At 76.1% G+C, this 26,603-nt stretch carries 24 protein-coding genes and 1 pseudogene; 7 read left to right on the top strand and 18 right to left on the bottom strand.

Features of this window, described 5'->3' with window-relative positions; translation table 11 throughout:
• Window positions 1-78: 78 nt before the first annotated feature.
• Window positions 79-678, bottom strand: a complete 600-nt coding sequence (locus tag ABZ951_RS02105; RefSeq protein WP_344084755.1) for an NAD(P)H-dependent oxidoreductase — start codon at window positions 676-678, stop codon at window positions 79-81.
• A 244-nt stretch (window positions 679-922) separates the two neighbouring features.
• Here ABZ951_RS02105 and ABZ951_RS02100 point away from each other — a divergent pair, with 244 nt between their 5' ends.
• Window positions 923-1,807 (top strand): SDR family oxidoreductase, encoded by an 885-nt coding sequence (locus ABZ951_RS02100; protein WP_344084713.1) that lies wholly within the window; start codon window positions 923-925, stop codon window positions 1,805-1,807.
• A gap of 94 nt (window positions 1,808-1,901) precedes the next feature.
• Here ABZ951_RS02100 and ABZ951_RS02095 read toward each other — a convergent pair whose 3' ends face one another.
• The 15 genes from ABZ951_RS02095 to ABZ951_RS02025 all read right to left on the bottom strand — a co-directional run bounded on the left by ABZ951_RS02095 (window position 1,902) and on the right by ABZ951_RS02025 (window position 17,232).
• Window positions 1,902-2,318 carry a CBS domain-containing protein gene (locus tag ABZ951_RS02095; protein ID WP_344084716.1) on the bottom strand — a complete coding sequence of 139 codons (417 nt, stop codon included), beginning with the start codon at window positions 2,316-2,318 and terminating at the stop codon, window positions 1,902-1,904.
• A gap of 118 nt (window positions 2,319-2,436) precedes the next feature.
• The gene (locus tag ABZ951_RS02090) at window positions 2,437-3,399 is read right to left on the bottom strand and encodes a polysaccharide pyruvyl transferase family protein (protein ID WP_344084719.1); all 963 of its coding nucleotides are present in this window, start codon (window positions 3,397-3,399) and stop codon (window positions 2,437-2,439) included.
• Entirely contained in the window at window positions 3,389-4,297 is a 909-nt protein-coding gene (locus ABZ951_RS02085; RefSeq protein WP_344084722.1) for a glycosyltransferase, read from the bottom strand. Before ABZ951_RS02085 ends, ABZ951_RS02090 begins: the two co-directional genes overlap by 11 nt.
• A complete protein-coding gene (locus tag ABZ951_RS02080; protein ID WP_344084725.1) occupies window positions 4,290-5,240 on the bottom strand; it encodes a glycosyltransferase in 951 nt (316 codons plus the stop codon). The genes ABZ951_RS02085 and ABZ951_RS02080 overlap by 8 nt, the downstream gene beginning before the upstream one ends.
• A complete protein-coding gene (locus tag ABZ951_RS02075; protein WP_344084728.1) occupies window positions 5,237-6,235 on the bottom strand; it encodes a glycosyltransferase family 9 protein in 999 nt (332 codons plus the stop codon). Before ABZ951_RS02075 ends, ABZ951_RS02080 begins: the two co-directional genes overlap by 4 nt.
• A complete protein-coding gene (gene rfaE2 / locus ABZ951_RS02070; protein ID WP_361278553.1) occupies window positions 6,232-7,677 on the bottom strand; it encodes a D-glycero-beta-D-manno-heptose 1-phosphate adenylyltransferase in 1,446 nt (481 codons plus the stop codon). Before rfaE2 ends, ABZ951_RS02075 begins: the two co-directional genes overlap by 4 nt.
• Window positions 7,674-8,357, bottom strand: a complete 684-nt coding sequence (locus tag ABZ951_RS02065; RefSeq protein WP_344084734.1) for an SIS domain-containing protein — start codon at window positions 8,355-8,357, stop codon at window positions 7,674-7,676. Before ABZ951_RS02065 ends, rfaE2 begins: the two co-directional genes overlap by 4 nt.
• Before the next feature lie 98 nt (window positions 8,358-8,455).
• Window positions 8,456-9,688 (bottom strand): glycosyltransferase, encoded by a 1,233-nt coding sequence (locus tag ABZ951_RS02060; RefSeq protein ID WP_344084737.1) that lies wholly within the window; start codon window positions 9,686-9,688, stop codon window positions 8,456-8,458.
• Window positions 9,685-10,653 (bottom strand): glycosyltransferase, encoded by a 969-nt coding sequence (locus ABZ951_RS02055; RefSeq protein WP_344084740.1) that lies wholly within the window; start codon window positions 10,651-10,653, stop codon window positions 9,685-9,687. Before ABZ951_RS02055 ends, ABZ951_RS02060 begins: the two co-directional genes overlap by 4 nt.
• The gene (locus ABZ951_RS02050; protein ID WP_344084743.1) at window positions 10,650-11,693 is read right to left on the bottom strand and encodes a glycosyltransferase family 9 protein; all 1,044 of its coding nucleotides are present in this window, start codon (window positions 11,691-11,693) and stop codon (window positions 10,650-10,652) included. The genes ABZ951_RS02055 and ABZ951_RS02050 overlap by 4 nt, the downstream gene beginning before the upstream one ends.
• A complete protein-coding gene (locus ABZ951_RS02045) occupies window positions 11,690-12,217 on the bottom strand; it encodes an HAD-IIIA family hydrolase (RefSeq protein WP_344084758.1) in 528 nt (175 codons plus the stop codon). The genes ABZ951_RS02050 and ABZ951_RS02045 overlap by 4 nt, the downstream gene beginning before the upstream one ends.
• 919 nt (window positions 12,218-13,136) lie before the next feature.
• Window positions 13,137-14,231, bottom strand: a complete 1,095-nt coding sequence (locus tag ABZ951_RS02040) for a glycosyltransferase (RefSeq protein WP_361278547.1) — start codon at window positions 14,229-14,231, stop codon at window positions 13,137-13,139.
• Complete coding sequence (locus tag ABZ951_RS02035) at window positions 14,228-15,928, bottom strand: carbamoyltransferase C-terminal domain-containing protein (protein ID WP_344093510.1); 1,701 nt, start codon at window positions 15,926-15,928, stop codon at window positions 14,228-14,230. Before ABZ951_RS02035 ends, ABZ951_RS02040 begins: the two co-directional genes overlap by 4 nt.
• 116 nt (window positions 15,929-16,044) lie before the next feature.
• The gene (locus ABZ951_RS02030) at window positions 16,045-17,004 is read right to left on the bottom strand and encodes an NAD-dependent epimerase/dehydratase family protein (RefSeq protein WP_344093512.1); all 960 of its coding nucleotides are present in this window, start codon (window positions 17,002-17,004) and stop codon (window positions 16,045-16,047) included.
• Window positions 17,005-17,037: 33 nt separating this feature from the next.
• On the bottom strand, window positions 17,038-17,232 hold the full coding sequence (locus ABZ951_RS02025) for a DUF2795 domain-containing protein (RefSeq protein WP_344093514.1): 195 nt from the start codon (window positions 17,230-17,232) through the stop codon (window positions 17,038-17,040).
• 592 nt (window positions 17,233-17,824) lie between these two features.
• On the opposite strand from ABZ951_RS02025, the pseudogene ABZ951_RS02020 reads away from it, so the two are divergent.
• Window positions 17,825-18,262 (top strand): annotated as a pseudogene (locus ABZ951_RS02020) (DUF5709 domain-containing protein); the annotation flags it as partial.
• A gap of 206 nt (window positions 18,263-18,468) precedes the next feature.
• On the opposite strand, the gene ABZ951_RS02015 reads toward ABZ951_RS02020, so the two are convergent.
• The gene (locus tag ABZ951_RS02015) at window positions 18,469-19,272 is read right to left on the bottom strand and encodes an SDR family oxidoreductase (protein ID WP_344093516.1); all 804 of its coding nucleotides are present in this window, start codon (window positions 19,270-19,272) and stop codon (window positions 18,469-18,471) included.
• Window positions 19,273-19,685: 413 nt separating this feature from the next.
• Here ABZ951_RS02015 and ABZ951_RS02010 point away from each other — a divergent pair, with 413 nt between their 5' ends.
• On the top strand, window positions 19,686-21,110 hold the full coding sequence (locus ABZ951_RS02010) for an MFS transporter (protein ID WP_361278541.1): 1,425 nt from the start codon (window positions 19,686-19,688) through the stop codon (window positions 21,108-21,110).
• Window positions 21,111-21,301: 191 nt separating this feature from the next.
• Window positions 21,302-21,958 (top strand): UdgX family uracil-DNA binding protein, encoded by a 657-nt coding sequence (locus tag ABZ951_RS02005; RefSeq protein WP_344093520.1) that lies wholly within the window; start codon window positions 21,302-21,304, stop codon window positions 21,956-21,958.
• 67 nt (window positions 21,959-22,025) lie between these two features.
• Here the strand turns inward: ABZ951_RS02005 and ABZ951_RS02000 are convergent, their stop codons facing one another.
• Window positions 22,026-23,294, bottom strand: coding sequence for an amidohydrolase (locus tag ABZ951_RS02000; RefSeq protein WP_344093522.1), 1,269 nt, complete (start codon window positions 23,292-23,294; stop codon window positions 22,026-22,028).
• A 366-nt stretch (window positions 23,295-23,660) separates the two neighbouring features.
• Between ABZ951_RS02000 and ABZ951_RS01995 the strand changes: the two genes are divergently transcribed.
• From ABZ951_RS01995 to ABZ951_RS01985, 3 genes are all read left to right on the top strand, one after another.
• Complete coding sequence (locus ABZ951_RS01995) at window positions 23,661-24,392, top strand: 2OG-Fe(II) oxygenase (RefSeq protein WP_344093524.1); 732 nt, start codon at window positions 23,661-23,663, stop codon at window positions 24,390-24,392.
• A gap of 73 nt (window positions 24,393-24,465) precedes the next feature.
• A complete protein-coding gene (locus ABZ951_RS01990; protein WP_344093526.1) occupies window positions 24,466-25,260 on the top strand; it encodes an alpha/beta fold hydrolase in 795 nt (264 codons plus the stop codon).
• Window positions 25,261-26,261: 1,001 nt separating this feature from the next.
• On the top strand, window positions 26,262-26,534 hold the full coding sequence (locus tag ABZ951_RS01985; protein WP_344093529.1) for a hypothetical protein: 273 nt from the start codon (window positions 26,262-26,264) through the stop codon (window positions 26,532-26,534).
• Window positions 26,535-26,603 lie beyond the last annotated feature (69 nt).

The following is a 26,603-nucleotide window of genomic DNA, read 5'->3' as shown; positions in this document are numbered from 1 at the left end:
CGGGACACTGCCGCTGATCCCGCCACCGGCCCGCTCCCGTCACCGCCTCCGCCGGGTCACCGCCTCGCGGGGGCGGGGTCAGCTCGGCGGGTAGGGGTGGTCGCGCAGCAGCCGTGCCAGGTGCAGGGCGTTGGCGGCGAGGGTCCGGGTGGTGGCGGCGACGGCGTCGGGGGTGGCGTCCAGGTCCTGGTAGTCGGTGCCCTGCTGGGCTTCGCCCACCCAGTAGGTGACGGCCCCGGGGGCGAGGGAGAAGCCCACGTCGTCAAGGGCCTGGAAGACGTCGGCGCTCACCTTGTGGGCGCCGTCCTCGTTGCCGACCACCGCCACCGCGGCGACCTTGCCGTAGGTGAGCATGCGCCCTTGGTCGTCGGTCTCGGAGAGTTCGGCGTCCAGGCGTTCCAGGACCCGCTGGCAGATGCTGGAAGGGTGTCCGAGCCAGATGGGCGTGGCGATCAGGAGGATGTCGGCCGCCATCACTTTGGCGCGCAGCGCGGGCCAGGCGTCCCCTTCGCCCATGTCGACCGCTACTCCGGGGCGGACGTCGTGGTCCGCCACGCGCACGGTCTCGGTCTGCGCGCCGCCTTCGGCGAGGGCGGCCATCACCTGGTCGGCCAGCAGGTGGCTGGAGGACGGGGTCGGGGACGCGTTCAACGTACACACCAGGGCCAGGGCACGCATGGGGGTCTCCTCGGGGGCCGGATCGGCGGGCATGACCTTCCGGATACCCCCCGGCCGCGCTTTCCTACCGGCTCCCTGTGCGCGGTGACACGGTCGGCCGCCGTGTCTCCGGCGGTCGGCGGGCCCGGTGGCAGGGCGGCGGCGCAGCCGCCCGGTCCCTTCCGTTTACGCCGTCCGGATGCTGCGGGGATCCACCCGTCTGCGGTGGCCGAAGTCGGGTACCCGACCCCAGGAGGTGATCGTCATGTCGCAGGAGAACGAGGAGAACCCGGCCGAGCGCTACCCGCGCCCGGAGTTCCCCGAGCAGGAGCAGTCCCACCCCGGCCGCACCGGGCCGATGGATCCGCGCCCGGATCACGGTGAGGATTCCTATCGGGGCAGCGGGCGGCTTCAGGACCGCCGGGCCGTGGTGACCGGTGGTGACTCGGGCATCGGGCGGGCGGTGGCGCTGGCGTTCGCCCGGGAGGGTGCGGACGTGCTGTTCACCCATCTGCCCGAGGAGGAGGACGACGCGCACGAGACGTCGCGACTGGTCGAGGCGGCCGGCTGCCGGGCGGTGGCCCTGCCGTGCGACCTGCGCGAGGAAGGCGAGTGCCACCGGGTGGTGGACCGGGCCGTGCGGGAGTTCGGCCGCATCGACGTGCTGGTGAACAACGCCGCCTACCAGATGTCCCAGCCCGACGGGATCGAAGCGATCACCACCGAGCAGTTCGACCGGGTGATGCGCACCAATGTGTACGCGATGTTCTGGCTCTGCAAGGCCGCCCTGCCGCATATTCCCGAAGGCGGCAGCATCATCAACACCACGTCCGTGCAGGCGTACAAACCCAGCCCTCACCTGCTGGACTACGCCACCACCAAGGGTGCGATCGCCACCTTCACCCAGGGGCTGGCCGGGCAGCTCGCCGAACGGGGCATCCGCGTCAACGCCGTCGCGCCCGGGCCCGTGTGGACCCCCCTCATCCCCGCGACTCTGCCGGAAACCTCCGAATTCGGGAAGCAGAGTCCGATGGGCCGGGCGGCCCAGCCCGCCGAAATGGCACCGGCCTATGTCTACCTCGCCTCGCAGGAAGCGAGTTACATCACCGCCGAGATCCTCAACGCCACGGGCGGCACCCCCCTGCCGTGACCTTGCGGTGCCCATCCGCCACTCGCTCCCCCGCCCCTCCCCGCTCCCCCCCGGTGGGACCGGGTGGGGCGGGAGAGCGGGGAGGGCGGGGCGGTCAGTCGCTGGAGAGGGCTTCGAGCAGGTCGCCCACCTGACGGTCCGGCAGTGCCCGGGCCACATCGGCCAGGGCGACCATGCCCACCAGGCGGTGGCCGTCGATGACCGGCAGCCGGCGCACCTTGTGCGCGCCCATCGTGCGCAGGATCTCGCCGGCGTCGTCGTCGGCGCCGATGGTGACGGCTTCGCCCTGGGCGAGTTCGCCCGCCTTCACGGCGGCGGGGTCCTTGCCGGCGCCCAGGACCTTCACCACCACGTCCCGGTCGGTGAGCACGCCTTTGAGCTTGTCGTCGGTGCCGCAGATGGGCAGTGCTCCCACGCCGAGCTGAGTCATCTTCCGCGCGGCGTCCAGCACGCTCTCCTGGGCGCCCACACATTCGGCGCCTTCGGTCATGATTTCGCGAGCTGTGGTCATCTCTCGTCCTCTTCTCGGTCGTGTTGCGGGATGTTCGACGTGGTACCGGCCCGATAGGGCCGATCCTCGCCGCAGTGCGCGCGGATCGGTGGCGACGCCCGGTGGCGGCGCCCCGGCTTCACCCGGCCGCCGGTGCGGTGGGGTGGGCGGGGGCCGGTTCCAGGCGGCGCAGGAGATCGTCCAGAACCGTGGCGCCGGCGGCGCGGGCCGCGCAGGAGGCGGCGCGGCGGCGGCCCTGCGGGGAGAGGCACCAGCGCAGCAGCCGGTCCAGGTGGTGGGGGTGGGCGCCGTCGCAGGGCAGGACGGCCGGCCAGCCCAGGGCGGCGGCCTGTGCGGTGACTTTCGCTCCGCCGGCGACGGGGTCGACGGCCAGCGCGGGCACCCCGGCGCGCAGGGCGAGGACCATGCCGTGCAGCCGGGTGGTGACCACGGCGTCGAGGCGGGCCAGGAGGGTGTGCAGTTCGTCGGGGGTCGCCGGGAGGCGCCAGTCGCGGGTGTCGAGGCGGGTGTCCAGGGGCAGGCGGGCCGCTTCGGTGGTGGGGAGCCAGTCCGTCAGGGCGCGGGTGACGGCGGTGTGCCGGCGCAGCGGCCCGTATTCGTCCTGCCCGTGGGTGAGGATGACGCCCACCAGCGGGCGGCCGGCGGGCGGGGGCGCGTGGAGGCTGAGGTCGACGGTGGGGGGCCGGCCGGCGGTGTCCCGGTGCAGGAGGTCGTCGAAGAGGGTGGCGGCCGGGTCGGCCGGATCGGGGACGGAGACGCCGACGGCGATGCGGCGGCACCGGGCGAAGCGGGTGTGCAGGTCGAGCAGAGGGCTGGAGCCGTCGGGGGCCGGGTGGGAGTGCAGGGGGCCGCAGGTGAAGACCAGGTGGGTGTAGCGGTCGGGGTCGGCGTCCTCCAGGTGCAGGGCGTGGGGGGCGAAGACCGGGGACCAGGCGGTGTCGTGGGCGACGCAGGCCCGGCGCAGGGTGTTCTGTACGGCCTGGGCGGCGAGCATGTCGCCGGCGGTGACTTCGCCGTGCAGGAAGCTGAACCAGCCGGTGAGCAGCACGCGGGGCCCGGCGGTGGGGGCGTCAGCCGACATAGCGGCGGGCGGTGGAGGTCTTCTGGGGGGCTTCGAGCAGGCGCAGCCGGTCCTCGACGGGCCGGGGCAGGGGGCGGCGTTCGCGCAGGACCCAGGGGATGCCGGCGGCGGCTTCGGCGAAGGCGCGTGCGGAGGTGACGTCGCGGGGCACCGTGCGGACGAGGTGGGCGGTGCGGCGCAGGGCGGCGGGGGCGGGGCGGCGCAGCCAGGTGAACCACAGGGTGTTGCGGATGCCGTGGCGGCGGCGCAGGCGGGTGTCGCGGTGGGGCGAGGGGCGGTGGTGGGCGGTCAGGTGGTCGGCGTAGGTGAGCCACCAGCCGTGGGCGGCGAGGTCGGCGGCCAGGAGTTCTTCCTCGCCGCCGAGCCACAGGCGCGGGGAGAAGCCGCCGGCGGCGCGGAAGGCGTCGGTGCGCAGGACGGTGGCGGCGGCGAGGAAGGAGCCGAGGGCGGGGGTGGGCAGCCACGGGGGGCGTGGCAGGGGTGAGTGGCGCAGTTCGGTGACGATGGGGTCCTCGAAGGGTGCTTCGCCGGTGGTGGGGTGGACGAGGATGCGGGCGGTGACGGCGGCGAGGCGGGGGTGGGCCTGGAGGAGGTCGGCGGCGCCGGTGAGGGCGCCGGCTTCCCACCAGGAGTCGTCGTCGCAGAAGGCGAGGTAGGGGGTGGTGACCAGGCGGGCGGCGAGGTTGCGGCCGGTGGCGCCGAGGTTGCGGCCCGGGGTGAGCAGGGTGACGGCGGGGTGACGGGCCCGGACGGCCTCGGCGGTGCCGTCGGTGGAGGCGTTGTCGACGACGGTCACGGGTGGGCGCTCGGGCAGGGCGGCGAGCCGGTCGAGGGTGTGCAGGAGTTCGTCGCGCCGGTTGTGGGTGATGACGACGACGGTGGTGCGGGGGTCAGTCACGGCTGCTCTCCCTGGGTGTGACGCGGTCGTGCGGTGCGGGCGGGGACGTGGGGGGCCGCGGCGGGGCGGCGGGCGGGGCTTCCAGGGTTCTGAGGTCGTGTTCGACGGCGGGCGGCAGGAGACGGCGGCGGGTGAGGGCCGTGGGCAGGCGGCGGGCGGTGCCGGCCAGGGCGGTGCGGGCGTCGCGGTCGGCGGGGCAGGCGCGGGCCAGGGCCCAGGTGCGGGCCAGGGCGTGCGGCAGGGGGCGGCGCAGCCAGGCGGTGAGGAGTTCGTTGCGCAGGATCCGGGCGGTGCGCCCGGTGCGGGGGCCGGGGTCGGGGTCGTGCCGTGCGATGACCTGGGGGCAGTGGGCCAGGCCCCAGCCGGCGGCGGCCAGGTCGAGGGCGAGGAGGGTTTCCTCGCCGCCGAAGTGCAGGAGGGCGTCGAAGCCGCCGGCGGCCAGGAAGGCTTCGCGGCGGACGACGGCGGCGCACGCGAGGAAGCCCAGGACGGAGGGGCCGGGCAGGTCGGGGGCCCGGCCCAGGGGTGAGGTGGCCAGCACCTGGTTGAGGGGGTCGGGGCGGCCGGACGGGCCGACGCGGGTGGCTGCGGCGATCAGGGCGAGGCGGGGGTGGGTGTCGAAGAGGCGGGCGGCGCGGGTCAGGGCGCCGGCTTCCCACCAGGAGTCGTCGTCGGCGAAGGCCACGTAGGGGGTGGTCAGGGCGGCGGCGCCGAGGTTGCGGCCGGGGGCGCCGAGGTTGCGGCCCGGGGTGAGCAGGGTGACGGCGGGGTGGCGGGCGCGGACGGCCTCGGCGGTGCCGTCGGTGGAGGCGTTGTCGACGACGGCGACGGGTGGGCGCTCGGGCAGGGCGGCGAGCCGGTCGAGGGTGTGCAGGAGGCGCTCGCGGCGGTCGCGGGTGATGACGACGACGCCGGTCCGGGCGGCGGGGCGGGCGGGCGTCATGACACGGGCTCGGCGGCGGGGTGGGGCGCGGGCAGCCGGCCGACGGCGGTGAGGACCTCCTGGGGGGTGACGCGCAGCAGCCGGGGGTCGGGGACGGGGCCGTGGGCGTCGCCGGGCCGGGCGGTGTCGTCGGGCCCGGGGTGCCACAGCACGTGGTGGCGGGGGCTGTCCGGTGGTCCCCACAGGCGGGGGGCGACGGGGCCGAAGAGGATGACGGAGGGGGTGTCCAGGGCGGTGGCGAGGTGGGCGAGGCCGGTGTCGCCGACGATGACGGCGCGGGCGTGGGCGACGAGGGCGGCCAGGCGCGGGAAGGGCAGGTCGGTGGTGCCGCCGAGGACGGCGGAGGCGGGCAGGCCCGCTTCCGCGGCGATCCGGTGGGCCAGGGGGCCTTCGCCGGCGCCCGCGGTGAGGACGACGCGGTGTCCGGCGCGGTGCAGGGCGCGGGCCACGGTGGCGAAGTGTCCGGGGGGCCAGCGGCGGGCCGGGGCGTCCGCGCCGGGGTGGACGACGACGGCGCCGGGGGCGGGCGAGGGGGTCTCGGGCGGGGGGATGCGCAGGTCGCCTGGGTCGGCCGGGATGCCGTACCAGCGCAGGAGCCTGCACCAGCGGGCCCGTTCGTGCTCGTCCTCGCGCCAGGAGGGGCCGGGGAGCCGGGGGGTGCCGGGGTGGGCGTAGGCGTAGAGGCGGCGGGGGCCCAGGGCGTGCAGCAGGAGGTGGCTGGGCGGGCCGTTGCCGTGCAGGTCCACGGCGAGGTCGGGGGGCGGGCCGGTCCAGTTCAGGGTGGCGGGGACGGCCCGGCCGGGGGCTTGGGCGGGCAGCAGGTGGTCGACGGCGCCGGTGGCCGCGGCGGCCTCGGCCAGGCGCGCGGGTGCGGCGAGGACCAGGGTGTGGCCGGGGTGGGCCCGGCGCAGGGCCCGCAGGGCGGGCACGGCGGTGAGGAGGTCCCCGAGGCCCAGCGCGCGCAGGACGAGCAGGCGGGGCCGGTGGCGGGTCACCGGCGGGTCCCGGTGGTGCGGGCGAGGGCGGCGCGGCGGGCGAGTTCGGTGGTGGAGCGCCCGGCGAGGTAGGGCAGGGTGACGGCCTGTCCGCCCCATTCGCGCAGGGCGGCCGCTTCGGGGAGGGTTTCGGCGGTGTAGTCGCCGCCCTTGGCCCAGACGTCGGGGCGCAGGGTGCGCAGCAGGGTTTCGGGGGTGTCCTCGCGGAAGACGGCGACGGCGTCGACGCAGCCGAGGCCGGACAGGACGCGGATGCGGTCGGCTTCGGGGGTCAGGGGGCGTCCGGGGCCTTTGAGGCGGCGGATGGAGTCGTCGGAGTTGAGGCAGACGATGAGGCAGTCGCCGATGCGGCGGGCGCTTTCCAGGAGGCCGACGTGGCCGGCGTGCAGGAGGTCGAAGCAGCCGCCGGTGGCGACGACGGTGCCGCCGCGGGCGCGGACGGCCGCGGCGAGGGTGAAGGGGTCGTGGGGGTGGTGGGCGGGCGGGGGCGGGGGGCCCTGGGGGTCCCACAGGCGGTGGTCGCCGGCGCCGCCCGCGGCGACGAAGGCGGCCGCTTCGGCGACCGCCCGCTGGACGGCTTCCTCGGGGAGGGCGCCGTCGCCCAGCGCGGCGGCGGCGACGGCGGCGAAGCAGTCGCCGGCGCCGCAGGGGTCGCCGGTGGCCGGGTGCGGGGGCGGCACGAGCATGGGGCTGTCGGTGCCGTTGCGGGTGAGGATCGCACCGCGTTCGCCGAGGGTGACGGCGACGGCCGCGGCCTGCCAGTGTGCGGCGAGCCGGGCACCGCGCAGGGCGTGGGCGCGCAGGGAGTCGCCGGTGGTGGGCGGGGTGGTGGCGGGTGCCAGGGCGCGGGCCTCGGCGGCGTTGGGGGTGGCCAGCCGGACGTCGGGGACGGGGGTGTCGCCCCGGGGGTGGGGGTCCCACAGGACCGGTGCCCGCCGGGCGACGGACTCCAGGTGGTCGCGGACGGCGCGGGCGGTGCCGCGGCCGTAGTCGGCGACGAGGACGGCGCCGGCCTCCTCGAACGCCTCCCGCACGGCGTCGCCGGGCTCACCGGGGGTGCCGCCGCCGTCGTCGATGCGGACGAGGGGGCGGTCGCCGGCGCGGACGCGGGTCTTGACGGGCAGGGTGCCGTCGAGGGAGAGCTCCACGAGGTGGACGCGGCCGGCCAGGGCCCGGCGGACGGTGTCGCTGGCCCGGTCGTCGCCGAGGGCGGTGACCAGCACGACCGTGCGGCCGTCGCGGGCGGCGAGGGCGGCGGCGAGGCCGGCGCCGCCGGGGTGGCTGCGGTGGTGGCGGACGTCCACGACGGGTGCGGGGGCGTCGGGGGCCAGGCGGGTGGCCTCGCCGTCGATGTCCTGGTCCAGGAGGGTGTCGCCGACGACGAGGAGGGGCTGCTGTCCGCCGGTGTTCCTGCCGGCGTGCTGGTGGGGGTGCGTGTTCACGGTGTCTCCCTTGAGCCGGCCGGGACTCCGGGGCCGGGCGCGGCGGGCGGGGGTGCTCCGGTGGTGAGGCCGGGGAGCGGGGCGGTGGCCGGCAGGCGGGGGGTGGCGCGGGCCGCGGCGTCGAAGGACTCGCACAGCAGGTGCAGGGCCACCAGGTGGGCTTCCTGCACGGTGGCGGTGTTGTCCGCTTCGATGCACAGGGAGTCGTCGGCGCGGTCGGCCAGCGGGTTGGGGCGGGGGCCGGTCATGGCCCAGACCCGCAGGCCGGCGGCGCGGCCGGTGTCGGCGGCGGCCAGCAGGTTGGGGCTGCGGCCGGAGGTGGACATCAGCATCAGGACGTCGCCGGGTCTGCCGTGGGCGGTCACCTGGCGGGCGTAGAGCTCCTCGAAGCCGTAGTCGTTGCCGATGGCGGTGAGGGTGGAGGTCTCGGCGTGCAGGGCGATCGCGGAGTAGGCGGGGCGCTCGGTGCGGTAGCGGCCGACGAGTTCGGCGGTCAGGTGCTGGGCCTGGGCGGCGCTGCCGCCGTTGCCGGCGGCCAGGAGGCGGCCGCCGAGGTGGAGGACGGCGGCGAGGTGGTCGCCCCATTCGGTGAGCCGGCCCAGGCCGCGCCGGCGGAGGTGGCCGACGGCGTCGAGCAGGGACTGGCAGTGGGCGTGTGCGGCGTGCAGGGAGTCGGTCATGGTGGGTGGGGCCCGTCCGGTGGTGGCCGGGGCGGCCCTTGCCTCCTTCGCCTGTGCTTCACCTGTTGCGGTCGTGGAACCCGGGCGGCGGCCGGGGGTCAGTGCGCTCCCGTCGCGGCCGGGCGCCGGGCCAGGACGTCGTCGTAGACGTCCTGGGTGGCGGCGGCCACCCGGTCCCAGCCGTAGCGGGCCAGGACCCGGCGGCGGCCGGCGACGCTGCAGGCGGCGCGCCGGGCGGGGTCGGCCAGGAGCGCGGCGACGGCCTCGGCCAGTGCGCCGGGGTCGCCGGGGGCGAACAGCCGTCCGGTGGCCGGGTCGGCGACGGTGTCGAGGTGGCCGCCGGTGGCGGTGGCGACGACGGGGGTGCCGCAGCCCATGGCTTCCAGGGGCACGATGCCGAAGGGCTCGTAGTCGGCGGGGCAGAGCACCACGTCGGCGCTGCGCAGCAGGGCGGGGACGCTCTCGCGGGGCAGTCCGCCGGTGAAGCGGACGCGGTCGGCCACCCCTGCGCGGCGGGCCATCTCGCGCAGCCGGCGGACTTCGGGGTCCTGGTGGAGCTGGTGGGGCGGGGGGCCGCCGGCGATGAGGAGTTCGGTGCCGGGCAGGGCGGTGAGGGCGGTGACCGAGAGCGCGGCGCCTTTGCGACGGACGAGCCGGCCGATCTGGAGCAGGCGGTGGCGGCGCCGGCTGCGGGGGGCAATGGGGCCGTAGGGGCTGAAGACGGTGGGGTCCACACCGCAGGGGACGATGGCGGTGCGGTGCTCGGGGATGCCCATGGCGGCCAGTTCGCGAACCTCGTCGCGGCAGGTGGCGATGATGCGGTCGCAGCCTTCGCCGACCGCGCGTTCCAGGGCGATGCGGTCCGGTGGGCTGGTGTCCTCCTCGCGCTGGTGGCGGCGCTTAACGGTGCCCAGGGCGTGATAGGTGTGCACCAGGGGCAGGGAGAGCTCCCGGGCCGCGGCGAGGGCGGCGACGCCGGACATCCAGAAGTGGGAGTGGACGATGTCGGGCGGCCGCTGGGCCCATTCCTTGATCAGGAACCGGCCGAACTGCTCCATGTGGGGCAGGAGCTGGTCCTTGGGCACGTGGTGCGGTGGGCCGGCCGGGACGTGGCGGACGTCGACGCCCGGGCGCAGCGGCACCCGCGCGGGCAGGTGGGCGGCGTCCTGGCGGGTGTAGACGGTGACGTGGTGGCCGCGGTCGGCGAGGGCCGCGGCCAGGTGGGCGACGTGGACGTTCTGGCCGCCGGCGTCGACGCCGCCCAGGACGGCGAGGGGGCTGGCGTGTTCGGAGACCAGGGCGACGGTCCGGCCGGGGCGGGGGGCGGTCATCGGCGGAGCGCCTCCTCCAGTACGGCTTCCCAGTCGTCGAGGAAGCGCTTGAGTCCGTAGCGGGCCAGGGCCGCGTCGCGGGCGCGGGCGCCGTCCTCCGCGGCGGCCGCGGGGTTCCTCAGGTAGTGGCGGGCGGCGTCGGCGAGGGCCCGGGGTCGGGTGGAGAGGGTGCCGGTGCCCGGGGGGACGGCTTCGGTGGCCTCGGTGGTGGCGAGGGCGGCGACGGGCATGCCCAGGTGCATGGCTTCGAGCAGGGACAGGCCCAGGGACGTCCAGCGCACGGGGTGCAGGTACAGGCGGCGCCGGGCCATGGCGGCGTGCAGCTCGCTCTGCGGCAGGTCGGCGGTGGCGCACCGGTCGGGTGCCAGGCCGAGGTGGCGGGCGAGACCTTCGGTGCGCATGCCGAAGATGTCGAGGGGGGCGGCTTCGCTGAGGGCGGGCAGCAGGTCCGTGCCGGTGGTGCGGCCGCGGCGCAGGGGTTCGTTGACGACGACGGCGGCCCGGGGCAGGTCGCCGGTGTAGAGGTGGCCGGGGTCGACGATGCCGTGCTCGATCACTTCGGTGCGGGTGGTGCCGTTGTCCCAGAAGAGGCGGTTGAAGTGGGTGACGTGAACGAGCGTCAGGTCGCCGCGGTCCGCGCAGGGGTGGGGGGTGTCGGGCACGTTGCCGCCGGGGGCGTTGTGTTCGAGGTAGACGGCCGGTATGTCGCGGCCGGGGCGGCGGCCGCCGAGCCAGCGTGCGGCCAGCTCCTCCTCGTGCGGGCGCTGGAGGAGGACGAGGTCGAGGGGGGCGTCCCGGAGCTGGTCGGGGGTCAGTTCGCGGACGGAGTCGGGCCAGGAGTAGGTACGGGCCCGGCCCAGCCCGTCGGGGCCGCGGTCCTCGGTGACGGGGACGAGGTAGGTGTGGGGGCCCTGGACGAAGGCGGTGGTCCACGAGCCGTGCACGTGCCACAGCAGAATGTTCATACGGTGACCTCCTGGTCGGAGCCGCGGCTGCGGCTGAGCAGTGTGTCCACGGCGGTGAGGAGCTCGGTGTCGGTCACCGCGTCGAGGCAGGGGTGGCCGGGGACCGGGCAGGTGCGGGCCCTGCTGCCGGCGCACGGGGCGTCCTGGTGTCCGAGGAGGACGTGGGGCACCTGGTAGGGGGCCCAGCGGTCGGCCGGCACGACGGGGGCGAAGAGGCACACGACGGGGGTGGCGACGGCGGCGGCGAGGTGGGCGGGGCCGGTGTTGCCGGTGACGACGGTGCTCGCGGCGGTGAGGACGGCGGCGAGTTCGGGCAGGGCGGTCCGTCCGCCGAGGTCGAGGGCGTGCCGGCCGGCGACGGTCCGGGTGAGCTCGCGTTCGGCCGTGCCGCCGGTGACGACGACGCGGTGCCCGGCGGCGGCCAGGGCGGCGACCGCGCGGGTGGCGCGGTGGGCGCTCCAGGCGCGGGCCGGTACGGCGGCCCCGGGGTGGACGACCAGGTACGGGTCGGTGCCCGTCAGGTGGGGGGCCGCGCTCGCGCAGGACACGCGCAGGCCGCCGGTGTCGCCGGGGGGCAGGCGCATGCCGGCCGCTTCGGCGAGGTCGAGGGCGGCGCGGGCTTCGTGGCGGTCCGGCGCGCGGTGGTGGCGCAGGTCCAGGAGGGAGCCGGGGTAGTCCTCGCTGTCCGCGGCGATCCAGGGCACCTGGGCCATTCTGAGCAGGAGGGCGGCCGGCAGCGGGCTCTGGTGGTACGAGGTGAGGATGAGGGCGCGGTCGAAGCGGCGGGCGGTGAGCGTCCCCAGCAGGGCGTTGATGTCGGTCCGCCGGGCGGGGGGCGGGTCGAAGCCGACCCAGGGGGCGTCGTAGACCAGGATGTCGTCCAGGCCCGGCAGCAGCCGGGCGGCGGCTTCGCCCTGGGGGCCGCACAGCAGGGTGGTGCGGGCGGAGGCCGCCGCGGCGGCGCGGATCGCCGGCCCGGCGAGCAGCACGTCGCCCGCGCTGTCGAGCCGTACCACCAGGGTGTGTCCGCCTGTGGTCATGCGGCCCCCTGGGCGCCGGGCAGCAGCAGGCGCACCGCAGCCAGCAGGTCGGGGGCCGTCTCGGGGGCGGCGTCGGTCTCCTCGGCGCGGGTGACCGGGGTGGGGACGAGCAGCCCGCGGGCCCCGGCGGCGCGGGCGGCGGCGAGGTCGGAGCCGATGTCGCCGATGACGGCCACCCGCCGGGGGTCGGTGCCCAGGCGTTCGCAGACGGCGTGGACGAGTCCCGGGGCGGGCTTGCGGCAGGCGCAGCCGTCGTCGGGGCCGTGGGGGCAGACGGCCCACACGGCGAAGGGGCCCAGGAGCGCTTCGACGCGTTCCTGGACGGCGCGGACCTGCCGCTGGTCCAGGAGGCCGCGGGCGACGCCGGACTGGTTGCTCACGACCGCTACCGGCACGCCCCAGGAGCGGACGGTGTCCACGGCGGCGCGGGCGTGGGGCATGAGGCGGACGCGGCGGGGGTCGCCGTTGTAGGGGACGTCTTCGATGAGGGTGCCGTCGCGGTCGAAGAGGACGGCGTGCGGCAGGCCCGGGGGGCGCGGCGTGCGGCAGGCCGTGGCGGCAGGCCGGCCCGGGGGGCCGGGGGGAAAGAGCCACGGGCCTTCGGCCGGGGCGGTCCGGGCGCGGGGGGCGGGGGTAATGAGCACGCACCCTGGGTAACCCGGCGAGCGACTACTAAAACAGGGCAAATTGGTTACATGTGGCGACCAGGGACGGTGACCGGGTGGACGGCGGCATCGGGTGGGGGTCTCCGGCCGGGGAGCGCGCCGGGGAAACGGGTGGGTGACTGCCCGTGGCGTGGGTGGGGCGCCCGCCCGGGGAACCGGGCGCGGAACGCGCAGGGAAGGCCGGGGGCGACGGAGGACGACCGCGGGAAGCACGGCGGCCGCGGGGGCGGGGCTGGTCGGGTGGGGTGCCGGTGCGGGCGGGGCGGGGGAAGGTTCCGGGGGCGGGACGGCCAGGGGCGGCGCCACGGCCACCCGAGCGGGGCCCGGCCGGGGGACGCTGGTACGGGCGGGGGTCCGCGGGGGGGGGGACTCGGGGGGCAGCGGGAGGCTGGAGACGGACAGCGGCGGCGCCGCGACCACCGGAGCGGACCGCCCCGACCAGGAGGCCGACGCGGCCGGGTGCGCGAGCCCTGAGCGTCAGAGACGGGCCGAAGGGGGGCCGGGAACGGCCGCGGGCTGCGCGGCGAGCACCGAGGCGGGGCCCGGCCGGCAGATGTCGGTACGGCCGGAGGCACGCACGCTCGAAGCCGTCAGGGAACGGCCGGAAGCAGGCCCGGCACGGCTGCGGCAAAGCCGCAGCCGGCGGAAGCAAAGCCCGGGCGGCTGGAGGCCGGCGCGGCTGGAGGCCGGCGCGGGCGGGCTCGGAAGGGGCAGAGGAAGGGGCAGAGGAAGGGACACCGCGCCCATGCGCCCGAGGCGCCCGGGAGGCCCCGGGGCGTCAGGAAAACGCCGGAGGGAGGCCGGGCACGGCCAACGGCTGCGCCGCGGCCACCGGGGCGGGGTCCGGCCGGGCCGGTGCCGGTGGGGGCGCGGGCACGGGGAGCCGCGCCGCGCGGCGGTGGCGGGCCAGGCCGCGCAGCCAGTGGAAGGCGGCGGCGGGCGGGATGAGCAGACTGGTGGCGGCCATGGTGGCCACTTCCCGCCCCGTGCGCGGCCCCGGGGCCACGCGGGCCCAGGCGAACTCCGCGGTGCCCGCCAGCCACAGGGCCGCGCAGCCGGCCGCCGTCCGGGGCCGCCGGCTCGCGGCGGCCGCCAGTGCCGCCGCCCCGGCCGCGCTCACGGCCAGGTGGCGCGGCAGCCGGCCGCGGGGCGCGCCCGCCCGCGCCCACCAGGTGCGGCCGTGGAGGCGGTTCATCAGCACGTCGTCGGCGTTCCCGGCCTGGGTGCGCAGTGAGACCCAGCGGTCCGCGGGCCGTACGGGATGGGTGGTGCGGCGGGTGCCGACGGCGATGGTCCAGCCGGCGTCCAGGACGCGCAGGGCGAGGTCGGCGTCCTCGCGGAAGGCGCGGGGAAAGCGCTCGTCGAAGCCGCCGCTCTCTTCCAGCGCGGTGCGCCGGTAGACCATGTCGGCGGTGATCCACCGCGCGGAGGCGAGCCCCGCGGTGGTGCGTTCCCAGTCGGTGGGGCGGCGGTCCGCGGGCAGCGGGACGGTGAGGCGGGCCTCGACGGCGGCGGTGGCGGCGTCGGCCGCGGCCAGGTCGGCGGCGAGGTCGGCCGCCCAGGTGGGGCCGGGCAGGACGTCGTCGTCCAGGAAGGCGATCCACGGCTGGGGCACCGCCCGCCAGCCGGCGTTGCGGGCGGCGGCGGGGCCGGCGGCGCGGCCGGGCACGACCTCGGTGATGTCGCGCAGGGCGGCGGGGACGGTCACGGGCAGGGGCGTGCAGTCCTGGAGCGGCCGGTCGTCGACGAGGACGATCCGGGCGGGCCGCGGCCCGTGGCCCCGGTCCAGGGCGCGCAGGCAGTCGGTCAGGCTGGGGCGGCCCAGGGTGGGGATGACGACCGCGTACGAGGGCGGGAGGGAGGTGTCGTTCACCGGACGCGGCCCTGCTCCCCGGGGTCGGCGGTGGTGGTGGCGAGGTCGGGCTGGCCGGAGGCGAAGAACTCCCGGCGTCGCACCACGAAGGGGCCCATGGCCAGCAGGTCCACGGGGGCGGAGCCGAAGCATTCCAGAGCGTCGCGCGGGTCGTCGACCATGGGCCGGCCGGCGGTGTTCAGGCTGGTGTTGACGACGACGGGCAGCCCGGTGAGCCGTTCGAAGGCGGTGAGCATCCGGGCGACGAGCGGTTCGGTGTCCGCGTCGACGGTCTGGATGCGGGCGGTGCCGTCCACGTGCACCACCGCGGGGATGCGCTCCCGCCAGCGGGGGGCCACGTCGTGGACGAAGAGCATGTAGGGGCTGGGCAGCGGGCCGTCGAAGATCTCCGGGGCGCGGTCGGCGAGGACCATGGGGGCCACGGGGCGGAACTGTTCGCGTCCCTTCACGTCGTTGAGGCGTTCCAGGTTGCCCACCCGGCCCGGGTGGGCGAGCAGCGAGCGGTGGCCCAGGGCGCGCGGGCCGAACTCGGCGCGGCCCTGGAACCAGGCGACGATCGCGTCGTCGGCGAGGGCCCGGGCCACGGTCTCGGCGACGTCGGGGGGCCGTTCGAAGGGGACCTGGGCCGTCTTGAGCCAGGCTTCGAGTTCCGCGTCGGACCAGCCGCGGCCGAGGTCGGCGCCGGCCGGCGGGGCGGGGGTGTGTCCGGCGCCGGCCGACAGCAGGAGGGCGCCGCCCAGGGCGGTGCCCGCGTCGCCGGAGGCGGGCTGGACCCACACCCGGGCGAACGGGCCCTCGCGGGCGAGCCGGGAGTTGGCGACGCAGTTGAGCGCCACTCCCCCGGCCAGGGTCAGGACGGAGTCGTGGGTGCGGCCGTGGAGCCAGCGGGCGAGGTCGAGGAGGGTCTCCTCCAGCACCGCCTGGGCGCTGGCGGCGAGGTCGGCGTGGGCCTGGGTCCAGGCTTCGCCGGGGCGGCACGGCGGGCACAGCTCGGCCCAGGGCACGCCGGTGGCGCGGAAGCCGCCGTCGCCGGTGGGGTGGACGTGCCGGCGCAGCTCGGGCAGCAGGCGCGGGGTGCCGTAGGAAGCCAGGGCCATCACCTTGTACTCGTCGCTGGAGCGCAGGAAGCCCAGGTGTTCGGTGAGTTCTTCGTAGACCAGGCCGAGGGAGTGCGGCAGTTCCTGCCCGTAGAGGGGTTCCAGGTGGTCGCCGGTGCGGCGGGCGGCCAGGTGGGAGGTGGCTTCGCCGCGGCCGTCGAGGACGAGGACGGAGGAGTTCTCGGCGCCGGGGGCCGCGTAGGCGCTGGAGGCGGCGTGGGCCATGTGGTGCGGGACGAACCGCACGAGGGCGGGGTCGAGGCCGGGCAGGACCTCGCTCAGGAAGCCGGGGGCCTCATGGGCGTAGGTCAGGCGCAGGTGGTCCCAGGGGTCGTGCAGTCCCATGGCGTCGGCCGGGCGGGCGAGGCGGGGGTCGAAGGAGTAGGCGACGGCGTCGAGGTCCGCGGGGCGCAGGCCGGCCTGGCTCAGGCACCAGGCGGCGGCCTGGCCGGGCATTTCCCAGGCGGAGAAGGGCACCGGCCGTTTGCCGTGCTTGCGCCGGGAGAAGCGTTCCTCCTCGGCGGCGGCGACAGTCACGCCGTCGATCACCAGGGCGGCGGCGGGGTCGTGGAAGAGGGCGTTGATGCCGAGGATGCGCATGGGGTGGGGCCCTTTCGTGGCCGGCCGGCGGGGCGGGAGGGGCAAGGGGCGACGAGGGGTGACGGGGGGGGGTGATGGGGGGGTGATGGGGGGGGTGATGGGGGGAGGGAGTGGTGTCAGGCCGTCTGCTGGGCTCGGAACCAGCTGATGGCCCGGGCGAGCCCCTCGGCGGCCGGGACGCGCGGCTCCCACTGGAGCTTGCCGCGGGCCAGGGTGATGTCCGGGCAGCGCACGGCCGGGTCGTCGGTGGGCCGGTCGATGAAGCGGACGGTGGAGGACGAGCCGGTGAGCTCGATGACCGTGCGGGCGAGTTCGAGCATGGTGATCTCGGTGGGGTTGCCGAGGTTGACCGGGCCGCGCAGGTCGGACGCGGCCATGGCGAGGATGCCGCGGACGGTGTCGTCGACGTAGGCCAGCGACCGGGTCTGGCGCCCGTCCCCGGTGACGGTCAGCGGTTCCCCGGCCAGGGCCTGGCGGATGAAGGTGGGCACGGCGCGGCCGTCGTGGCCGCGCATGCGCGGCCCGTAGGTGTTGAAGAGCCGCACGATGCCGGTGTTGGTGCCGTGTCCGGCAGCCTCGGCGGTGGTCAGGGCCTCGGCGAAGCGCTTGGCCTCGTCGTACACGCTGCGTGGGCCCACCGGGTTGACATTGCCCCAGTAGCTCTCGCTCTGCGGGTGCTGCTGGGGGTCGCCGTAGACCTCGGAGGTCGACGCGAGCACGAAGCGGGCCTCGTGGCGGCGGGCGAGGGCGAGGGTGTTGCGGGTGCCCAGGCTGCCGGTCTCCAGGGTGTGCAGGGGCAGCCGCAGATAGTCGGCGGGCGAGGCCGGGGACGCGAAGTGCAGGACGAGGTCGGCGGGTTCGGTCTCGAACGGCTCGGTGATGTCGGCCTGCAGGAGGGTGAAGCCCGGCCGGCCCTCCAGGTGGGCCACGTTCTGGCGGGACCCGGTGCAGAAGTCGTCGACGCAGGTGACGGCGGTCCCCTGGTCGACCAGGGCGGTGCACAGGTGCGAGCCGACGAAGCCGGCCCCGCCGGTGACGACCGCGTGCTCCCACCGGGGAGCGGTGGTGGTGGCCATGTGGGCTCCTTCCTGGAGGGTGGCCGGTGGGTATTACTGCGTGCCGAAGACGGCCTTCTGCACGTCCGCGGGGCTCTCGAAGCTCTTCTGGTCGAGGTGGGAGATCTTCTCCACCATGTCGCTGCCCGCCTTGTTCTTCTTGGCGACGGCGACGAGCTTGTCCCGGTCGGCGGGGTAGGGCGCGCCCTTGAGGGCCTTCTGGAGCTCGATGGGGTTGGTCTCGGCCATGGGAATCTCTCCTTCTGGGGTGTCGGCCTCACCGGCCGCCGCCCGGAACGGAACCGGGGCGGAGCCTCCCAGTACCCGAACAAATCAGCCGCATTCGGTATGAACAGCCGTAAATCCCCACTTGGCCCAGTGACGGACGGCGGCCTCCCGTCTCCCGCCGGCCGAACAGGAGGCGGAGCTCCGGCGCGGGGCGGAAGGCAAGGCCGGTCGGCTTCCCACCACTCCCCCGCGTGCCCCTCGTTCCATGTCCCCCGCGTTCCACCGGGCGCCGCGCGGGCACACGAAGCACCAGCGCCGCGGCGGGCGCTGCTCACACCACGACGACGGACCGAGTCATCCGCATTCATACCGTTTCGTCCGCAGAGTGGCGGGAAGCCGTACTGAGGAGCGGAAACGGTGGTGCTCGGCCGCGCCGGGGCAGCGGGATGTCCCGGCCGCGGGCGGCACGGGCGCGTCCGGCGCGGGTCACCTGTACGGCATCGCCGGACGGCCGGACGTCCAGGGGCGGCGCACGCTGGACAGGCCATGCCCCGCGGAGGCCGTCCGCGAAGCGGCACGGCCGTTTCCCGCCCCGAGGAGAGGAGAGCACGTGATGTCCGACGAGGCGATGGGTGACGAGGTCTACCAGCCGACCGGCTCCGACACCCGCGACAACCCCGACGACCTCGACCTGGAGAACGCGCTGGACGGGGACGGGCTCGACGAGACCCTCGACGAGGGCTACTCGCCGCCGGAGAAACCCCTGGCCGCGGAGCACCACGGCACGACGGCGCGGGAGCAGCGGGAGGGCGAGAGCCTGGACCAGCGCCTGGCCGAGGAGGAACCGGACGTCGCGCCGCCCGAGGGCGACGGCATCGGCGACCAGGTGGGCACCAACGGCGAGGCCGTGGACGAGGAGGCCGGCGACGCCCGCGCGGGGCGGGTCGTGGCGGCGGACGACGGGCTCCCGCGCCGCGCGAACGACGTGGTCGCCAGGGATGTCGGCGTCGACGGCGGGGCCGCCTCGGCGGAGGAAGCCGCGCTGCACGTCACCCCCGGCCCCGGGGAGCGGGAACCGGAGGCGTGGCAGGAGGGGCAGGAGGGGCAGGAGGGGCAGGAGCAGCGAGCGGAGGACGAGGCCGACGGGCGCCCGCGGGGCGCCTGACGGGCGGGCGCGGCCGCGCGGGGGCCGGCAGCGCGCTCCGGACACCGCCCCGGCTTACGGCGGGCCCGTCGCGCCGTCAGGCCGGGGCGGCTTCAGGGCCGGCGCCAGGAGTCGTCCCGCAGGTGCGAGCCGGCCTGCGGGCCCATGCGCAGCATTCCCCCGTCCACGCTCCACGAGGCACCGGTGACATAGCCGGCCTCCGGGCCCGCGAGGAAGGCGATGACCGCGGCCACCTCACGGGCGTCGCCCGGCCGGCCCAGCGGCACGCCGGGCCGGCGCTCGGTGCGGACGTCGGTGTCCTCCTGCCCGGTCATGGGGGTGGCGATCTCGCCGGGGGCGACGGCGTTGACGTTGATCGCGTGCTCGGCGAGTTCCAGCGCCATGACCTGGGTGAGCAGTCCGAGGCCGCCCTTGGCCGCGCAGTAGGGCGCGGCCCCCACCCGTGGCTGGTGTTCGTGGACGCTGGTGACGTTGACGATCCTGCCGCCGCTCCCCTGGTCGATCATGCGGCGGGCGGCGCGCTGCGCGCACAGCAGCGGGCCGATGAGGTCGACGTCGATCACCTGGCGCACGGTGTCGTGGGTGAGGTCGAGGAAGGGCGTGGCGGTGCCGGTGCCGGCGTTGTTGACCAGGACGTCGATCCGGCCCAGCTCCCCGGCGAGCCGGTCGACGGCGTCGGCGGCGTCCGGCAGCAGGGTGAGGTCCATGCGGGTGAGCGCGGCGCGCCGCCCCAGGGCGCGCACCTCGGCGGCCGTGGCCCGGGCGCCCTCGTGGTCGACGTGCCAGGTGATGCCGATGTCCATGCCGTGCGCGGCCAGGCGCACGGCCGTGGCGCGGCCGATGCCCGAGTCCGCCCCGGTGATCACCGCGACGGGTGCGGTGGACGGCCCGTTCATGTTCTCCATCCTTTCCTCGTGGGCTGATCCTCCTGGCCCCTGGTGATGCGGTGCCGGGCGGCGGGTGCCGCCCGTGCGGGGTCCATGGTGCGCCGCCGCGGGCCCGGCGGGGCGCGCCGCTCCGAGCGGCCGCGCCACCCGTGTGAGGAACCCCACCCACTCGGCCCGATCCCTTGCGCCGCAAGGGGCCGGGCGGCCGGACGCACCCGCTCGTGCCGTGTGCGGCGGTGACCGGGCAGCGCCGTCTGCCACCATGGGACGTCGCTGAACGGCAGGGCCCGCCTCGTGTGCGCGGTCCGGGTGCCGGGAGGCGTACCGCTCTCCGCCAGGGCCCCGCGCAACGCGGCCGGCGCCCCGTGCGCGTCCCGCATCCGCCTTCCGAGCCTGATGGGCTCTTCACGAAGACCTCCGCTGTGCCTTCTTCCGCCCCTGCCCCCGTGCGGCCCGCCGCCGTGCCGTCGGCCGCTCCGGCCGGCCGCCGGCTGCCCCGCCTCCGTCCGCCCCGCTCCCCCCGCCGCCGCGGGCCGGGCGGCGACCACGCCCCCTGGCGCTCCCTGCGCCACCGCAGCATGCGCTGGTGGTCGGTCGCCAACCTCGTCTCCAACGCGGGCACCTGGATGCAGCTGACCGTGCAGAACCTCCTGGTGCTGCAGATCACCGGCTCCGCCGCCGCCACGGGTCTGTCGCTGTCCGTACAGGCCGCGCCCGGCCTGCTGGTGGGGATGTTCGGCGGTGCCGTCGTCGACCGCTGGCCCCGCAAGGTCACCGCGGCCGTCAGCCAGGCCGCGCTCGGCCTCGTCGCGTTCACCACGGCCGCGCTGGTGGCCTTCGGCGAGCTCAACGTGGGCATCCTGATGGGCCTGGCCGCCGTGACCGGTCTCATCGCCACCGTCGACGGGCCGGCGTGCGCCCTGCTGGGCAACGACCTCGTGCCCACCGAGGACGTGCCGTCGGCCATCGCGGTGGGCTCGCTGGTCCACAGCGTCGGCCGGCTCGCGGGCACCGCCCTGGCCGGGGTGGCGGTGGCCTTCCTCGGCACGGCGTCCGCCTACGCGGCCAACGGCGTGTCCTTCCTCTTCGTCGCCGCCGTCATCCCCTTCCTGCGCCCCGTCCAGGCGGCGCTGCGCGCCCCCTCGGGCCCGCGGCCCGCCCCGGCGGCCGGCCGGCACCGGCCCGGCAGCGCCCGCGAGGGCCTGGCGTTCTTCGCGCGCCGGCCGCGCCTGGTGGCCCTGGCCGGGATCACGGGCCTGAGCGCGGTCTTCGGACGCAACTACGGCCTGACCCTGGCCGTGCTGGTCACCGGCCCGCTGCAGGCCGGGGCGGCGGCGTTCGGCACGGTCTCCACCGTGCTGGCCGTCGGCGGCATGGTCGGCGCGGTCCTCGCGGCCCGGCTGCGCAGCCCCTCGGTGCGCCTGGTCGGCGCGCTGGCCGCCGCCGGAGGTCTGCTGCAGGTGGTGGCCGGCTTCTCCCCCTCCCTCGCCATCCTGCTGATCATGGTGCTGCCCATGGCCGTGGTGGAGTCGGTCTCCGACACCGCGGGCACCACCGTGCTGCAGACCGACCCGCCGGCCCACATGCGGGGCCGGGTCCTGGGCGTGTGGCGCAGCGCGAGCACCGTCTGGGGTCTCATGGGACCGCCCTTGCTGGGCCTGCTGATGGAGCTGGCCGGCGCGCGCGGCACCCTGGCCGCGGGTGGGCTGATCATCGCCGGGGCGGTCGGGGCCGGAGCGCTGCTCCACCGCCGGCGGGGTGCCTCCGCGGCCGTCGTGCCGGAATCCGCCGGGCCCCTGCCCGCCTCGGCTCCCGCTCGCCCGGAAGCGCTGAGCGCCGCGGCCTGACGCACGGCCCGGGCGCCGGACGAGCCCTCCGGCGCCCGGGTACGGGCGCGGCACGCGGGGACGGGGCCGGCGACACCGCCCCCCGCTGCCGTGGCTTGGCCGAGACGCGGCTGCGGAAGCGCCGTCGGTCCCGCCGAGTGACACTGGACCGGTGCGGCGCCCGCCGCCCGGAGCCGTTTTCTGGAGGAGCTGTGCCGCACGGCCCGTCCGACTACGACGCCGGCCCCTTCCTGCCCTCCGGCGGCGGTCTGCCCGCCCTGCGGGAAGCGGCCGCCGGCTGCCGCGGGTGCCCCCTCCACCAGGACGCGACCCGAACAGTCTTCGGCTCGGGCAGCACCCGCGCACGCGTGATGCTGGTGGGGGAACAGCCCGGGGACCAGGAGGACCGGCAGGGGAAGCCGTTCGTCGGCCCGGCCGGGAAACTGCTGGACCGGGCCCTGGAGGAAGCCGGCATCGACCCCGCCCACGCCTATGTCACCAACGCCGTCAAGCACTTCAAGTTCGAGCAGGCGGCACGGGGGAAACGCCGCATCCACAAGCCGCCGAGCCTGCGCGAGATCAGCGCCTGCCGGCCGTGGCTGGCCGCCGAACTGGAGCTGGTCGACCCCGAAGTGGTCGTCGCCCTCGGCGCCTCGGCGGGCAAGTCCCTGCTCGGCTCGTCGTTCCGGGTGACCTCGCAGCGGGGCACGGTGCTGCCGCTGCCTCCGCTCGCCGGGGGCCCGTCCGGTGAAAGTCTGCTCGTGGCGACCATCCACCCCTCGGCCGTGCTGCGCGGTGGTGACGCCGACCGGGCCGCGCGGTACGCCGGCCTGGTGGCGGACCTGAAGGTCGCCGGAGAGCTGCTCTGAGCCGACGGCCGTCCTCGGTCCGGATCGCCTCCCGCCGCGGACCCCGCCCGGCCGGGCGCGCCGTCTCTCACAGCCCCGCGGCGGCCTTCTCCCGCCAGCGGGCCCAGGACCGTTCGCACAGGCCCGGCTCCAGCAGGACATCGGCGGCGGTGCACGCCAGGGCACGGGCGGACGCCAGCATCGCCCGGCGCCCCTGCTCGCTCGCTGCGGCCCGGGCGAACTCCGGGGTGTGATCGGCCCCTTCCGGACCCGTGATGGCGACGAACGGGTGGATGGCCGGGACCACGGTGCTCACGTCCCCCATGTCGGAGGACCCCAGGTACACCCCCGGCTCCGGCGGCCCCGCGGTGATGCCCGCGCGGGCGAGGTGCCGGGCGAACCGCTCGGAGAGCACCTCGTTGTCGCGGAAGTGCTGGTAGCCCGTGCCGACGCGCGCCACCTCCGCCCGCGTGCCGGTCGCGGTCGCGATCCCGTCGGCACAGCGGCCCAGTTCGCTCACGAGCCCCTCCAGCGCGACCGTGGTCGCCGCCCGCAGCCCGAAGCGTCCCTGGGCGAGGTCCGGGACGATATTGGTGGCCCGCCCGCCCTCGGTGACGATGCCCTGCACGTGGGATCCGGGCGGCAGCCGCCGCTGGAGCACGTCGAGCGCGGTGAACAGCTGGATGAGCGCGGCGAGGGCGTCGACCCCCTCGGCCGGGTTGCCGGTGGGGTGGGCGGCGCGCCCGTGGAAGGTCACCTCGACCTGTACCTGGGCGGTCAGCGGCGCCCACGACCAGCTGTGGGTCCCCGGATGGAACATCAGGGCGGCATCCACACCGTCGAAGACCCCCGCCGCGACCTGGGCGACCTTCCCGCCGCCGCCTTCCTCCGCCGGGCTGCCGATCACCGTCAGGGAGCCGCCCTCCGTGCCCTCGGGACCGGCGCGGAGCGCGCTGTGCAGGGCCAGTGCCGCGCCGAGGCCGGCCCCGGCGATCAGATTGTGGCCGCAGGCGTGACCCAGTTCCGGCAGCGCGTCGTACTCCAGCACGAGCGCGACGCGGGGGCGGGCACTGCCGGAGCCCGCGGACTCGGCCACGAACGCGGTGGGCAGGTCCGCGACGCCCCGCCGGACGGCGAAGCCGCCCCGCTGAAGCTCCCCGGTCAGCAGAGCCGCCGCCTGATGCTCCTCGTAGGCCGGTTCCGGTGTGCCGTGCAAGCGCAGGGCCACGTCCCACAGCAGCCCGGCGCGGGCCTCCAGCTCCTGGGTGATCCGCTCGTACAGCGCTGCCCGGGGTCCGTGCGCCTGGGGGCCGGGGGTATCGGGCGGGAAGTCCACGGGTTCCGTGTCCTCGGGCATCTCTCCTCCTTCGGGGGCCGCCTGGGATCTGCGGACCCTTCCGGTGTACTCGCCCCCGCGGCTACGGGCCTGTCGGTGGGCGGGGGGCGTCCGGTCGGGTGCGCACCCAGGGCGCGTTCCCTGACCTGCCACCAGGAAACGGCACCCGGCCGCCACCCCCTCTGACGGTTCAGCCCGTGCGGGGCCGTCCGGGACGGCCGCCCCCACCGGGACCGGTCGAACGTCACGTCCGTTTTCCGCCAGCCCGCCCGCCCGCGGCAGCGCACAGTGGCAGTGACCCCACCACGGCCGCTCGTTCCGGAGGAGGCGCGACCGGCCTCGGGTGCGCCTCCCCCGGCGACCCGGCCCCTGCACCGGAGAGGCACCATGACCGACACATCCCACCCCGGGGCAGGCCCGCGTGCGGCCGTCGACAGTGCCGACTGGCAGGCCCTCGGCAGCGAGCTCGACACCTTCGGCTGTGCGCTGACCCCGCGGTTGCTGAGCCCGCGGGACTGCCGGGCCCTGGCCGGTCTCTACGAGGACACCTCCCGGTTCCGCTCCACCGTCGACATGGCCCGCTACCGCTTCGGCTCCGGCCAGTACCGCTACTTCCGCTACCCCTGCCCCGAACCCGTCGCCCAGCTGCGCGAGGCCCTCTACCCTCACCTGCTCACCATCGCCCGTGACTGGGCCGACAGGCTGGGCCGCCCGGCTCCCTGGCCCGACACGCTGCCCGAATGGCTGGCCATGTGCCACGAGGCCGGGCAGGACCGGCCCACCCCCATCCTGCTCCGCTACGGCGCCGGTGACTGGAACGCCCTGCACCGCGACCTGTACGGCGACCTCGTCTTCCCCCTCCAGGTCGTCATCGGTCTCGACACCCCCGGCACCGACTACACCGGCGGCGAGTTCCTCCTGGTCGAACAGCGCCCGCGCGCGCAGTCCCGGGGCACCTCCACCGTCCTGCCCCGGGGACACGGGCTGATCTTCACCACGCGCGAGCGGCCCGTCCGCTCCACCCGCGGCTGGTCCGCGAGCCCCGTACGCCACGGCGTGAGCACCGTCCGCTCCGGCCGCCGGCACACCCTCGGCCTGGTCTTCCACGACGCCGCCTGATGAGATGTCCCGAGCCGGACACCGCCGGGTTCGCGGACCGGGCCGGCCGCACCACCGGCAGGAAGGACGCCCTGTGCCGTACGCCCGCAGCGCGGACGGAACCCGCATCGCCTACCAGGTCCGGGGCGAGGGGCCCGTACCGCTCGTCCTGCTGGCGGGCCAAGCCTGCACCCATCACTGGTGGGACACCGTCCGGGACGACTTCCACCCGGCCCACCGCACCGTCACCCTCGACTACCGCGGCACCGGCGACAGCGATAAACCGGATGTCCCTTACAGCACCGAGGGGTTCGCCGACGACGTCATCGCCGTCCTCGACCACCTGGGCGCCGGCCGGGCGCACGTCTACGGCACGTCCATGGGCGGCCGGGTCGCCCAGCACGTCGCCGCCCGTCATCCCCGGCGCACCGCCGCCCTGGTCCTGGGCTGCACCTCGCCCGGCGGCCGGCACGCCGTCGAACGCGGCCACGACGTCCGCAAGGCGCTGGCCCAGGAGGGGCCCCGGGCCCGGCAGGCCCTGCTGGAACTGATGTACACCCCGGGCCGGCTCGCCGGGCACCCCGGCCCCCACCACACCCTCGGTGACGCGACGATGCCCGCTTACGCGCGGCGCCGGCACCTGGCCGCCAGCCGCCGTCACGACGCCTGGGACGCGCTGCCCGGCATCGCCGCCCCGACGCTCGTGCTCCACGGCACCGACGACCTTCTCAACCCGGCCGCGAACGCCCGCCTGCTCGCGGACCGGATCCCCGGCGCCCGCCTGCGCCTGATCCCCGGGGCACGCCACGCCTACTTCGAGGAGTTCCGCGCGACCGCCGGCCCCCTCGTCCTGGACTTCCTCCAGGAGCACCGCCGCACGACGCGCTGACGCACCGGGCCTTCGGGCCGGGGCAGTTCAGCGGGCCGGGGCCGGGGTCGCCGGTGACAGGGGCGCGGCCGGCGGTCTTCCCCCGGGTGGGTTCGGGGCGGTGAGCGGGGCCACCGGCGTTCCTCCCTCGTTCGGTCGTGCGAGGTTCGGCGCGGCACGCGGGAGAGCCCACGCGCCGCGGTGTCCGAGGCCGCAGCACCGGCCTGTGGACGGCGCCGTCCGGGTCAGAGACAAGGCACCTCATGCGGCTGCCCACGACCGGCCGGAAATGACCTACCCGGTCTTAGAGCGGCTACGAGTGGAAAGTCTGGAGCAATCCAGCGCCTGCATCCAGTGTTGCCGGGTGTTTTGACAGAGACGTGAACGGCTCAGGAAAAATACGCTTGCACACGCCTGCGGCCTGCGTCGAAGGCCGGCTCCGGAACGGATTGTCCGGGACGGATCGACCGTCCGCCGGGAATTCATACCGGTGTGCGGGATAAACCATCTTTCCGCGCGCGGGAATGACGGTGGTCAGGCAAATAGATACCGGCGGGCACATAAAGAGGCTGTTGCTTTTCCTTGTGCGACTCGCGGACGGAAGCGGATGCACCGGGTCCGCCGCGCATCAAGGCCGGATCTTCCGCCCGGGACTCCGACCTGCCACACCTGTCGACCGACAGGCAAGTAAATGGATATATGCATCCGCCGCACCGGAAGCCGGTCCGCGCCCCTCGCACCGCAGGGCAACTCGTTCCACCTGCCCCCGGAAGAGCCAGGTATGACGCCCGGGTTTTTCCGAAAGTGTTCGCATCCGGCGGTTCTCCCCCGGGCGATCCACGCAGGGCACGGGATGGAAATAGGTCGCTTGTCGTAGGGGCTTTCTTGGGGCATTCTTTGAGTTCCGAGGCCAGCACCCTCGGGTGGTATGTACCAAACACAGGACGGAAAGTCCGGGTCACACAACTGAAGATCGAGAGACAAGGCACTTCACAGCCGGCTCGCTCAGAAAGCGGTGAGTAGTGAAACCAATTTCGGCATTCCCGCAGCTCCCCACGCCATTCGGCCCGGGCTGCGTCGTCTTCCTCCCGCCCCGCAGCGGCTGGGGCCTGCGCCGCGCCGCCCTGCGCGTCGCCGCCTTCGGCCTCGCCGCCGGCACCTGCCTGGGCGTCATGGCCGCCGGCCACGACGCTCCCACCGCGGCCGGCGTCACGCTCGCGGCCTCCGTGGCCGCCGTCCGTCTGACCCGGGGTCACCGCACCCCGCCCGCGGACGCCGCACGGCAGACCCACTAGGTCCGGACGCCGGCGGGGGGGGGGGGGCCCCCCCCCCCCCCCCCCCCCCCCCCCCCCCGCGGGGGGAAA

Source organism: Streptomyces sp. NPDC046215 (assembly GCF_040646215.1).
GTDB classification, from domain to species: Bacteria; Actinomycetota; Actinomycetes; order Streptomycetales; family Streptomycetaceae; genus Streptomyces; species Streptomyces stramineus.
The sequence above is the reverse complement of the archived record's forward strand: the minus strand, read 5'-3'. Positions and strand labels throughout refer to the sequence as shown.

Bases quoted from the DNA above. Each gene is read 5' to 3' on its own strand.
- ABZ951_RS02105 (WP_344084755.1), bottom strand. From the start codon at position 678: ATGCGTGCCCTGGCCCTGGTGTGTACGTTGAACGCGTCCCCGACCCCG.
- ABZ951_RS02100 (WP_344084713.1), top strand. From the start codon at position 923: ATGTCGCAGGAGAACGAGGAGAACCCGGCCGAGCGCTACCCGCGCCCG.
- ABZ951_RS02095 (WP_344084716.1), bottom strand. From the start codon at position 2,318: ATGACCACAGCTCGCGAAATCATGACCGAAGGCGCCGAATGTGTGGGC.
- ABZ951_RS02090 (WP_344084719.1), bottom strand. From the start codon at position 3,399: ATGTCGGCTGACGCCCCCACCGCCGGGCCCCGCGTGCTGCTCACCGGC.
- ABZ951_RS02080 (WP_344084725.1), bottom strand. From the start codon at position 5,240: ATGACGCCCGCCCGCCCCGCCGCCCGGACCGGCGTCGTCGTCATCACC.
- ABZ951_RS02065 (WP_344084734.1), bottom strand. From the start codon at position 8,357: ATGACCGACTCCCTGCACGCCGCACACGCCCACTGCCAGTCCCTGCTC.
- ABZ951_RS02060 (WP_344084737.1), bottom strand. From the start codon at position 9,688: ATGACCGCCCCCCGCCCCGGCCGGACCGTCGCCCTGGTCTCCGAACAC.
- ABZ951_RS02055 (WP_344084740.1), bottom strand. From the start codon at position 10,653: ATGAACATTCTGCTGTGGCACGTGCACGGCTCGTGGACCACCGCCTTC.
- ABZ951_RS02050 (WP_344084743.1), bottom strand. From the start codon at position 11,693: ATGACCACAGGCGGACACACCCTGGTGGTACGGCTCGACAGCGCGGGC.
- ABZ951_RS02035 (WP_344093510.1), bottom strand. From the start codon at position 15,928: ATGCGCATCCTCGGCATCAACGCCCTCTTCCACGACCCCGCCGCCGCC.
- ABZ951_RS02030 (WP_344093512.1), bottom strand. From the start codon at position 17,004: ATGGCCACCACCACCGCTCCCCGGTGGGAGCACGCGGTCGTCACCGGC.
- ABZ951_RS02025 (WP_344093514.1), bottom strand. From the start codon at position 17,232: ATGGCCGAGACCAACCCCATCGAGCTCCAGAAGGCCCTCAAGGGCGCG.
- ABZ951_RS02015 (WP_344093516.1), bottom strand. From the start codon at position 19,272: ATGAACGGGCCGTCCACCGCACCCGTCGCGGTGATCACCGGGGCGGAC.
- ABZ951_RS02000 (WP_344093522.1), bottom strand. From the start codon at position 23,294: ATGCCCGAGGACACGGAACCCGTGGACTTCCCGCCCGATACCCCCGGC.
- ABZ951_RS01995 (WP_344093524.1), top strand. From the start codon at position 23,661: ATGACCGACACATCCCACCCCGGGGCAGGCCCGCGTGCGGCCGTCGAC.